This is a genomic window from Thalassolituus sp. UBA3500, assembly GCF_002377545.1.
GTDB lineage: Bacteria > Pseudomonadota > Gammaproteobacteria > Pseudomonadales > Oceanobacteraceae > Thalassolituus.
Map to the genome: position 1 here is coordinate 1 of NZ_DFQB01000027.1, position 10,216 is coordinate 10,216.

Sequence of the window (10,216 nt, forward strand, 5' to 3'; positions counted from 1 at the left end):
GTTCGGGTTTAGTCTGCCACTACATAATGCCGATATAGTGGCCATTAAACAGAAACTCTTAAGCAGGGCAATGATGGATTATGCGTCTCTTTAATTTCTTTCTTATAGGTCTGTCTTTTCTCTTGGCAGGCTTTTCTTCTTTTGTATCCGCTGCGCCTTCGGTTCAGGTCGTCTATCGAGGGCTTGATAGTCCGTGGGGGATGGCTGAGATTGCTCCGGGTAAACTGCTGGTCTCTGAGAAGGGGGGTAACTTCGTTCTTGTTGATGTGCAGTCCGGGGATGTACGCGACATCGCTGGTGCCCCTAAGGTTGTAGCGAATGGTCAGGGTGGTCTGCTCGATGTGGCTGTTCCGCGTGATTATAAAGCCGGTGGCTGGATTTATTTTACCTACAGTGCTCCTGTTCAGGGTGAGGCTGCGACTGCACTTGCGCGAGCAAAGTTAAATCTCAAGAGTGGTATGTTGACCGACCGCCAGACTCTGCTGGTAACTACCTCGATATCAGACACCTCCCGTCATTTTGGCAGCCGGATAGCGTTTGACGATGATCATGTGTTTTTTACTGTCGGTGATCGCGGTGTCCGTGAAAATGGTCAGGATCTCAGAACACATGCTGGCACTGTGATCCGGTTAAAGCGCGATGGTTCTGTGCCTGAGGATAATCCTTTTATTGAGTCAGGGCAGGGGCTGGATGAAATCTGGTCGTATGGGCATCGCAATGCTCAAGGCATTACTTTTGATGCAGAGGGGCGTCTGTGGGTTATTGAGCACGGCCCTCGGGGTGGTGATGAGCTGAATCTGATTGCTAAAGCTGAGAATTATGGCTGGCCGGTGGTTTCTCAGGGTAAGGAATATTGGGGGCCTTTTGATGTCGGCGTTAAGGAGAAAGATGGAATGCAGCCAGCGGCAAAAGTTTACGTGCCGTCGATTGCGCCGGGGAGTCTGATCTCAGTCAGAAGCGACAAGTACGGCTGGAAAGGTGATTTGTTGTCTGGGGCGCTCAAGCTGACGCATCTGAACAGAATTGTTATGAAGGACGGTAAGCCTGTAGATGAAGAACGTTACTTTGAAGAGCGTGGTCAGAGGCTGCGTGCGTTGCTTGAAGATAGCGAAGGTGTCATCTTTATTGCTACGGATGCCGGTGAGCTGTGGCGTCTCGACTAACAAAAAATAGGATAAGCCAAGGAAGGAGCTCTCGATGGTGGGAAACCAGTGCCTGATATGTGATTGTTTTGTTGCTCCTGCTCTTTCCGTAGATCGGGACGTTGTCTGTGCTGATGTTCAATGTCGGAGATTGCATGATCAGCGTTTAACAATGGCCCCGAATCTTTATGCACCGTATCTGGCATTTCAGAAATCTCTTATCCGGGAGCGAAGGTCTGCAGCGGCTGCGAATAGAGCGAAAGTTGCTCGTATCATCAGTGATGAGGATGAGGAAGGCCGTCTGGCATTGCAGGAATACGTCACGGCTAGCGGCCGGAGTAAAGATATCGACCTGATAACTTTGCCGTCGGTGCCTCAGCATACAGTCCCGTTAAGCGAGGAACGAAGGAAGAAATACATCAGGCACCTTGAAACTGAAATGGCAGAGGCAGTAGGGTGTGAAGATGTTTCTGAACTACCCCATGATCAGCACTACACTCTGATTGATCGCCGGATCACTCAGGATGCCTTTCTGGCAGAGAACCCTGAGTTGGCAAGGCGGTCGGATGCCTTTTGTGAGATCTGTCGTGGCGGCTGCTGTATGAAGGGCGGCGACAGCGCTTATGTCTCTGCTGTTATGTTAAGGCGTCAGTTGGACGCTGACCCTGAATTAACTCCTGAGAGTTTGTTGTCGGCTTATATTGGTAGTATCCCTGAGACCGCTATTGATGGTGGTTGCATTAATCAAGGTGAAGCCGGGTGCGGATTGCCGCGTGATATGCGTTCGGATGTCTGCAATCACTTTCTGTGTGAGCCTGTCCGGGATTATCAGGCTAAGTCCGCAGAGACAAATGCTATTTCTGATGTTTTTGTAGTTCAGCGCAGTAATCACCAGTGGAATCGTTTTGCATCAGAGTCTGCAAATGCTCTTGTTGCGTGTTATCTGGTGGACGATGTGGGCTATCACGAAGTGAGCAACGCGCACGAAACTCTGATCGGAGAGCAGGATGTTAGTCGTCGTGAAAAAGGATAAGTGGAGCGACGTAAAAAAGGGCGCTTAAGCGCCCTTTTTTGATGTGTAACTTCTATTGCGATTACTGGTCGTGCAGTTCTTCGCAAGCGAATAGGGTGTTCTCAAGCAGTTTGGCGCGAGTCATTGGGCCAACGCCGCCGGGAACAGGGGTGATGTGTGATGCGCGCTGTGCCGCTGCATCGAAATCAACGTCGCCAACCAGTTTGCCGCTGTCCAGGCGGTTGATGCCTACGTCGATGACGATAGCGCCGTCTTTCACCCATTCACCTTTAACGATGCCAGGCTTACCGACGGCTACAACAACGATGTCTGCCTGTCGTACGTGGCCTTCAAGGTCTTTTGTGAAGCGATGGCAGGTGGTCACTGTGCAGCCTTTCAGCAGAAGCTCAAGGCCCATAGGGCGACCGACAATGTTTGATGCGCCTACGATGACTGCATGCATGCCGGTAATGTCCTGGCCGGTGCCATCAAGAAGATCAACCACGCCTGCAGGTGTGCATGGGCGCAGAAGAGGCATGCGCTGAGCCAGACGGCCAACGTTGAATGGGTGGAAACCATCGACGTCTTTGGTTGGATCAATACGCTCAAGAATCTCGTCAGATTTAAGACCTGCCGGTAGCGGCAGCTGAACCAGAATGCCGTCGACGTCGTTGTCGTTGTTGAGTTGGTCGATAAGATCGAGCAATTCCTGCTGACTGGTTGTTGCCGGGAGGTCGAATGCTTTGCTGTTTATGCCTACCTGCTCACAGTCTTTGCGCTTGTGCGATACGTAGACCTGAGATGCTGGGTCAGTACCAACCAGAATGACGGCGAGGCCGGGAGCACGCTTGCCTTGCTCAAGGCGTGCATCAACACGCTCTTTAATGGATTCGCGCATGGCTTTGGCGGTGGCGTTGCCGTCAATCAGTTGTGCGGTCATTGAGTATCAACCCTAACAGTAAGCTGTAAAGCGCGCGATTTTCTCATGCCCGGGCCGTAAAACAAAGGGGGGCGGGGCGGACTTTCATCAGCCTGGTGAGAAATTAACCGAAGCATTTGTTTTTAAACATTTTTTTGAAAAACCCGTTGACGGGAAACTAAGCCATCTATAATATGCGCATCCACTTGAGGGGCTCAGCTTTTTAAGTTGTTAGATCGGGGTATAGCGCAGTCTGGTAGCGCGCCTGGTTTGGGACCAGGATGTCGGGAGTTCGAATCTCTCTACCCCGACCATTTAATCTCTCGGATTAGATGGACATGCGCCCGTAGCTCAACTGGATAGAGCATCGGCCTTCTAAGCCGAGGGTTGCAGGTTCAAGCCCTGCCGGGTGCGCCATTTTAATGGTAGCTCAGCAGTCTATGTGGTGGCCGTAGCTCAGTTGGTAGAGTCCAGGATTGTGATTCCTGTTGTCGCGGGTTCGATCCCCGTCGGCCACCCCACTTTCTCCCCTTCCTCTTGTTAGTCTCTTAGCCCTTTGGGGCGTATCTTCTTTCGTCCTTTCTGGTGGTTTTAACGTATTGCTCCTTGGGCTATAATCCGCGACCTTTATTTATTGACGGTTGGCCGGAGGCTTGCCGTTCCCACGAAAACTGATATGAGAGGCATCTATGCAAGTGTCCATTGAGACAACCTCTGGTCTTGAACGTTGCATGACCGTTGGTGTACCCGCTGCGGAAGTAGAAGCGCAAGAAGTTGTAGAGTTGAAGCGCATCGCACAAAGCCAGAAAAACCAGAAAACTCCTGGCTTCCGTACTGGTAAGCCTCTGCCTCCGAAAGTTCTGAAGCAGCGCTTCGGTAAGCAGGCTCGCCTGGAAGCTGTATACAACCAGATGCAGCAGACTTTCTTCAAGGCGGTTCAGGAGCAGGAAATCAAACTGGCAGGTATGCCTAAGTTTGAGCCTACTGTTGATGAAGCAGGAAAAGATCTCGAGTTCAAAGCAGTCTTTGAAGTGTATCCAGAGATCGCTCTGGCTGGCTTTGACAGCATCAAAATCGAGAAGCGCAGAGCTCAGGTTACTGACGCTGATCTCGACACTATGCTTGAAAATCTGCAGAAGCAGCAGGCTAAGTGGAACGAAAGCGAAGAAGCAGCCGCTGATGGCGATCAGGTTGTTGTAGATTTCGAAGGTTTCATCGACGGTGAAGCGTTCGAAGGTGGTCAGGCAAATGATTACAACCTGACTCTGGGTTCTAACTCTATGATCCCGGGTTTCGAAGATGGTCTGGTTGGTAAGAAAGCGGGCGAAGAAACAACACTTGATGTTGCTTTCCCAGCGGATTATCACAAAGAAGACCTTCAGGGTAAGCCAGCTCAGTTCAAAGTGACTGTTAAAGCGGTTAAGAAGCCTGAAATGCCAGAGCTGAACGAAGACTTCTTCAAAGGTTTCGGTATCGAAACTGCTGACCTGGAAGAGTTCAAAGTTGAGATTCGTAAGAACATGGAGCGTGAGCTCGGTCGTGCGATTCGCAACCTGACCAAACAACAGGTTATCGCTGGTCTGCAGGAAAACAACGAAGTTGACGTTCCTTCTGCACTGGTTGATCAGGAAATTGATCGTCTGCGTCAGCAAGCTGTTCAGCAGTTTGGTGGTGGTCAGCAGATGGATGCTAGCATGCTTCCAGCTGAGCTGTTCAAAGAGCAGGCAGAAAAACGTGTTGTTATCGGCCTGCTGATGAATGCAGCGATTGAGTCTGCAGATCTGAAGCCGGACGAAGAAAAAGTTGAGGCGCTGATTGAAGAAATGGCGTCCGCTTACCAAGAGCCAGAACAGGTTCGCGAATACTACAACAGCAACCCGCAGCAGAAAGCTCAGGTTGAAGCTCTGGCCCTTGAAGACCAGGTAGTTGAGAAGGTTCTTGAGTCTGCTCAGGTAAGCGAAGTTGAGTCTAACTATGAGGAAGTCGTGCGTCTGGCTAACCAGCCTGCGTAAGAACTTACCATTCAGACCTGACTTTCAGCCGAGACATGGCTAAACTGAAAGACAGCCGCTATCCTTTAAGGATAACGGCTGTTTTTCTTTTTACTCACGTCAGGGAGTGCAGGGTCGAATGTTTGACTCCATGAAGCAACAATCAGAAATTATCGATAACGCTCTGGTACCAATGGTGGTAGAGCAGTCCGCGCGCGGCGAGCGCTCTTACGACATCTACTCACGCTTATTGAAAGAGCGCGTCATCTTTCTGGTGGGTCAGGTCGAAGACCATATGGCTAACCTGGTCGTAGCTCAGCTGCTGTTCCTTGAGTCTGAGAACCCGGATAAAGATATTCACCTTTACATTAACTCACCGGGTGGTTCGGTAACTGCAGGCATGTCGATCTATGACACCATGCAGTTCATTAAGCCGGATGTGAGCACTATGGTTATTGGTCAGGCGTGCTCGATGGGCGCATTTCTGCTGGCAGCCGGTGCCGAAGGCAAGCGTTACAGCGTGCCGAATTCACGAGTGATGATTCACCAGCCAAGCGGTGGTGCTCAGGGTCAGGCAACTGACATTCTCATCCATGCTCAGAACATTCAGGACACAAAGGACCGTCTGAATCGCATTCTTGCGGAACATACGGGCCAACCGCTGGACAAAGTCATTGCGGATACTGAACGCGATAACTTTATGGATGCAGAAGCGGCGAAAGCCTACGGTATTGTCGATGAAGTCCTGACAAAACGGGCATAACGAAATATTCCGCGTTAATTCTCTCCGGCGGCTTGAAATTGCCGTCGGAAGCATCCATCTTTGAATAAACAGTAAGTAAGACGACGAGGCAGTCGAATGACCGACGAAACAAAAGGCAAAGGCGACGACGGTAAGCTGCTTTACTGCTCTTTTTGCGGTAAAAGCCAGCATGAAGTCCGTAAGTTGATCGCCGGGCCTTCGGTGTTTATCTGTGACGAATGCGTTGATTTGTGCAACGACATCATTCGTGAGGAAGTACAGGACGCCGAAACAAAAGGGAGCTCAGACCAGTTGCCGACTCCGCAGGAGATCAAGGCGACACTGGATGAATACGTCATTGGCCAGGACAAAGCGAAGGTTGTGTTGGCCGTGGCCGTTTACAACCACTACAAGCGCTTGCAGCATGATGGTGGCAAGGCTGGCGTAGAGCTTTCTAAAAGTAATATCCTGCTGATCGGTCCGACGGGTAGTGGTAAAACGCTGCTGGCAGAAACGTTGGCGCGACTGCTGAATGTACCATTCACAATCGCTGACGCGACGACGCTTACGGAAGCGGGTTATGTGGGTGAGGATGTTGAGAATATCATCCAGAAACTGCTTCAGAAGTGTGACTATGACGTTGATAAGGCGCAGCGTGGTATCGTGTATATCGATGAAATCGATAAGATTTCACGTAAGTCTGACAACCCTTCGATCACACGCGATGTGTCGGGTGAGGGTGTTCAGCAGGCATTGCTCAAGCTGATTGAAGGTACGGTTGCATCGGTTCCGCCTCAGGGTGGACGTAAGCATCCGCAGCAGGAGTTCCTGCAGGTAGATACGGGTAATATCCTGTTTATTTGTGGTGGTGCTTTTGCTGGACTCGACAACATCATTCGCGACCGCTCTGAGAAAAGCTCAATTGGCTTCTCTGCCACTGTCAAAGGCAAAGAAGATGAGAAGGCCGTCGGTGACGTGCTTCGTGAAATTGAGTCGGGTGACCTGGTTAAGTTTGGTCTGATTCCAGAATTTATCGGTCGTCTGCCGGTTGTGGCAACGCTCGATGAGCTCGATGAAGATGCACTGGTACGTATTCTGACTGAGCCTAAGAACTCGCTGGTTCGTCAGTATCAGCGTTTGTTCGAGATGGAGGATGTCGAGCTGGAACTTCGTGATTCTGCCTTGGATGCTATCGCCAAATTGGCGATGGAACGCAAGACGGGTGCTCGTGGTTTGCGCTCGATTCTGGAAGCCGCGTTATTGGATAGTATGTATCGTGTACCTTCCGAAGATCACGTTGCTAAAGTCGTCGTGGAAGACTCTGTGATTCGCGGCGAGGCAGAACCTCTGATCATCTATGAAAGCAATGATGTTGGTAAAGTCTCACCAGATGACGACTGATCCACACTTTTAGAATTGCTTTACAGAGAAGGGGCCGATTGGCTCCTTTTCTTTTTCTATCCCCTTGTAATCCTCTGTTGCCATCCCCAATATCAATAGTGTTACAGATACTTTGAACAGGTTGTAAATATGTCACAGCAAAACCTTCCGTTGTTGCCTCTTCGTGACGTCGTGGTGTTTCCAGCGATGGTCATTCCTCTGTTTGTCGGACGTGAAAAATCGATCAACGCACTGCAGGAGGCAATGGATGGAGATAAGCGCATCATGCTGGCCGCGCAGCGCGATGCCGCCGACGATGCGCCTGTTCTTGAAGGTATGCATGAGACCGGTACGCTTGCGACCATCCTGCAGCTGCTGAAGCTCCCTGACGGTACGGTGAAAGTACTTGTGGAAGGTGATGTTCGTGCTCGCCTCGACAATCTGGTCGATGCCGGGGATATGTATCGCGGTGATATTACCGTTGTCGAAGAAGAAGACCTGAGCGAGCGAGAGAACGAAGTTCTGCTCCGTTCTTTAACAGGTCACTTCGAACAGTATGTTCAGTTGTCGAAAAAAGTCCCGAGTGAGGTTCTGTCGACAATATCCAACATTGAAGATGCCAGTCGACTCGCTGACACCATTGCTGCCCACCTTTCGCTCAAGCTTGAAGAGAAGCAGGACGTTCTGGAAGTTCTGAACGCAAAAGATCGTGTTGAGCACCTGATGGAATTGATGGAATCTGAGATTGACCTTCTTAAGGTTGAGAAGCGCATACGCGGTCGCGTTAAGAAACAGATGGAAAAAAGCCAGAGGGAGTACTATCTGAATGAGCAGATGAAAGCCATTCAGAAAGAACTCGGCGATATGGAAGACGGCTCTAATGAGTTTGAAGAGCTGACTAATCGCATCGAAGAGTCGGGCATGAGTAAAGACGCCCGTGAGAAAGCTGATGCCGAACTCAAGAAATTGCGCATGATGTCACCGATGTCGGCAGAAGCATCAGTGGTTCGCGGTTATCTCGACTGGCTGATCAATATTCCGTGGAAAAAACGTAGCCGGGTTAATAACGACATTACCAAAGCGAGCGAGATCCTCGATGCTGATCACTTTGGTCTCGAAGAGGTGAAGGAGCGAATCCTTGAATATCTGGCCGTCCAGAGCCGCGTGAAGAAGGTGAAAGGCGCGGTGCTCTGTCTGGTTGGGCCTCCAGGTGTAGGTAAGACGTCACTGGGTAAATCCATTGCCCGCGCGACCAATCGTAAGTTTGTAAGAATGGCTCTGGGTGGCGTTCGTGATGAGGCAGAAATTCGCGGTCACCGTCGCACTTATATCGGTTCTATGCCGGGTAAGCTCATTCAGAAAATGTCCAAGGTTGAAGTGAAGAACCCGCTCTTCCTGTTGGATGAAATTGACAAGATGGGTATGGATCATCGCGGTGATCCGGCATCGGCACTTCTTGAGGTGCTTGATCCGGAGCAGAACACGGCATTCGCTGATCACTACCTTGAAGTAGATTACGATCTGTCTGATGTGATGTTTGTCTGCACATCGAACAGTATGGATATTCCAGGTCCGCTGCTGGATCGGATGGAAGTTATTCGTATTCCGGGTTATACCGAAGATGAAAAAGTTAACATTGCTCGTCGTTATTTGCTGCCGAAGCAGATCAAGCTGAATGGCTTGAAAGATAGCGAAATTGAGGTGTCTGATGAGCGCCTGCGCGAAATTATTCGCTACTACACTCGCGAAGCCGGTGTACGAGGCCTTGAGCGCGAAGTAGCGAAGCTGTGCCGCCGGGTGGTTAAGGCGAATATGCTCGATAAGTCAGATGTGCAGCGCGAAATCAGTGAAGAAATGCTCCAGGACTACCTCGGAGTGCGCAAGTTCTCTTACGGCCTTGCCGCGTCTGATAATCAGGTAGGGCAGGTTACTGGCCTCGCATGGACGTCTGTGGGTGGTGAGCTACTGACACTCGAAGGTGCTGCGACGCCGGGTAAAGGCCGTATCGTGAAAACCGGTAAGCTGGGCGAGGTGATGCAGGAGTCGATTCAGGCGGCGCTGACTGTTGTTCGTTCGCGGGCTGCGGGTATGGGGATCGCGGAAGATTACTTCGAGAAGCACGACCTGCACATACACGTGCCTGAGGGGGCGACACCGAAAGATGGCCCGAGCGCAGGTATCGGCATGGTCACGGCTCTTGTGTCTGTTATGACGGGGATTCCGGTCAGGGCAGATGTTGCTATGACGGGTGAGATCACGTTGCGTGGCAAGGTACTGGCGATTGGTGGGCTGAAAGAAAAACTTCTTGCGGCGCATCGCGGTGGAATTAAGACGGTCGTCATTCCAAAAGAGAATGAAAAAGATCTGAAAGACATTCCGGATAACATTAAAGCAGATTTGCAGGTGCTTCCTGTGGACTGGATTGATGAAGTTCTTGATGTCGCATTGGAGAGCAAACCAGAGGACGTGATTGGTGAAATTATGACCACTGATGATGCGAACACTAAAAAAGATGACTCAGGTCGGCCAAGTACCCACTAAGGCCGCTTGACGCTCTTGGGGGTAGTTGGTATAAATCAACGCTCTCAAGTTTCTGTAGCGATCATCCAGTCGCACAACAAAACTAAAGATATGGATGCAATAAGGGGATAAGTGTGAACAAGTCTGAATTGATTGATGCTATTGCGGCTTCTGCTGATCTGCCAAAAGCAGCGGCTGGTCGTGCTCTGGATGCCATGATTGAGGCAGTGGGCGGTGCTCTGAAAGAAGGTGATCAGGTTGCTCTGGTTGGCTTTGGTACATTCCTGGTTAAAGAGCGTGCCGCTCGTACAGGTCGTAATCCGCAGACTGGCGCTCCGATCGAAATCAAAGCGGCTAAAGTACCTGGCTTCAAGCCTGGTAAAGCGCTGAAAGACGCTGTCAACTAAGACACCGTTTTAAGGGTTAGGACCGGTAGTTCAGTTGGTTAGAATACCTGCCTGTCACGCAGGGGGTCGCGGGTTCGAGTCCCGTCCGGTCCGCCATTTAACT

At 50.7% G+C, this 10,216-nt stretch carries 8 protein-coding genes and 4 tRNA genes; 11 read left to right on the plus strand and 1 reads right to left on the minus strand.

The genetic code is table 11. The features are described 5' to 3' along the window. The first annotated feature begins 80 nt into the window (after positions 1–80). A complete protein-coding gene (locus B2R29_RS06575; RefSeq protein ID WP_301180317.1) occupies positions 81–1,163 on the plus strand; it encodes a PQQ-dependent sugar dehydrogenase in 1,083 nt (360 codons plus the stop codon). A gap of 151 nt (positions 1,164–1,314) precedes the next feature. After that, entirely contained in the window at positions 1,315–2,175 is an 861-nt protein-coding gene (locus tag B2R29_RS06580; RefSeq protein ID WP_301180318.1) for a hypothetical protein, read from the plus strand. A 61-nt stretch (positions 2,176–2,236) separates the two neighbouring features. On the opposite strand, the gene folD is transcribed toward B2R29_RS06580, so the two are convergent. Further along, on the minus strand, positions 2,237–3,094 hold the full coding sequence (gene folD / locus B2R29_RS06585; RefSeq protein WP_301180319.1) for a bifunctional methylenetetrahydrofolate dehydrogenase/methenyltetrahydrofolate cyclohydrolase FolD: 858 nt from the start codon (positions 3,092–3,094) through the stop codon (positions 2,237–2,239). A gap of 216 nt (positions 3,095–3,310) precedes the next feature. Here folD and B2R29_RS06590 point away from each other — a divergent pair. The 9 genes from B2R29_RS06590 (at position 3,311) to B2R29_RS06630 (ending at position 10,209) form a co-directional block, all read left to right on the plus strand. Continuing rightward, positions 3,311–3,387: transfer RNA gene (locus B2R29_RS06590), tRNA-Pro, on the plus strand. Between the two features lie 26 nt (positions 3,388–3,413). Next, positions 3,414–3,490, plus strand: a tRNA-Arg gene (locus tag B2R29_RS06595). A 28-nt stretch (positions 3,491–3,518) separates the two neighbouring features. Further along, a tRNA-His gene (locus B2R29_RS06600) sits at positions 3,519–3,594 on the plus strand. Positions 3,595–3,762: 168 nt separating this feature from the next. Continuing rightward, positions 3,763–5,085 carry a trigger factor gene (tig, locus tag B2R29_RS06605; protein WP_301180320.1) on the plus strand — a complete coding sequence of 441 codons (1,323 nt, stop codon included), beginning with the start codon at positions 3,763–3,765 and terminating at the stop codon, positions 5,083–5,085. Between the two features lie 118 nt (positions 5,086–5,203). Further along, positions 5,204–5,827: an ATP-dependent Clp endopeptidase proteolytic subunit ClpP gene (clpP, locus tag B2R29_RS06610; protein ID WP_068444339.1), complete on the plus strand. Its 624-nt coding sequence runs from the start codon at positions 5,204–5,206 to the stop codon at positions 5,825–5,827. A 96-nt stretch (positions 5,828–5,923) separates the two neighbouring features. Further along, positions 5,924–7,207 carry an ATP-dependent Clp protease ATP-binding subunit ClpX gene (gene clpX / locus B2R29_RS06615; protein WP_301180321.1) on the plus strand — a complete coding sequence of 428 codons (1,284 nt, stop codon included), beginning with the start codon at positions 5,924–5,926 and terminating at the stop codon, positions 7,205–7,207. Between the two features lie 129 nt (positions 7,208–7,336). Further along, on the plus strand, positions 7,337–9,727 hold the full coding sequence (lon, locus tag B2R29_RS06620) for an endopeptidase La (RefSeq protein WP_301180322.1): 2,391 nt from the start codon (positions 7,337–7,339) through the stop codon (positions 9,725–9,727). Between the two features lie 113 nt (positions 9,728–9,840). Further along, a complete protein-coding gene (locus B2R29_RS06625) occupies positions 9,841–10,113 on the plus strand; it encodes an HU family DNA-binding protein (RefSeq protein ID WP_068443502.1) in 273 nt (90 codons plus the stop codon). A 19-nt stretch (positions 10,114–10,132) separates the two neighbouring features. Next, a tRNA-Asp gene (locus B2R29_RS06630) sits at positions 10,133–10,209 on the plus strand. Positions 10,210–10,216 lie beyond the last annotated feature (7 nt).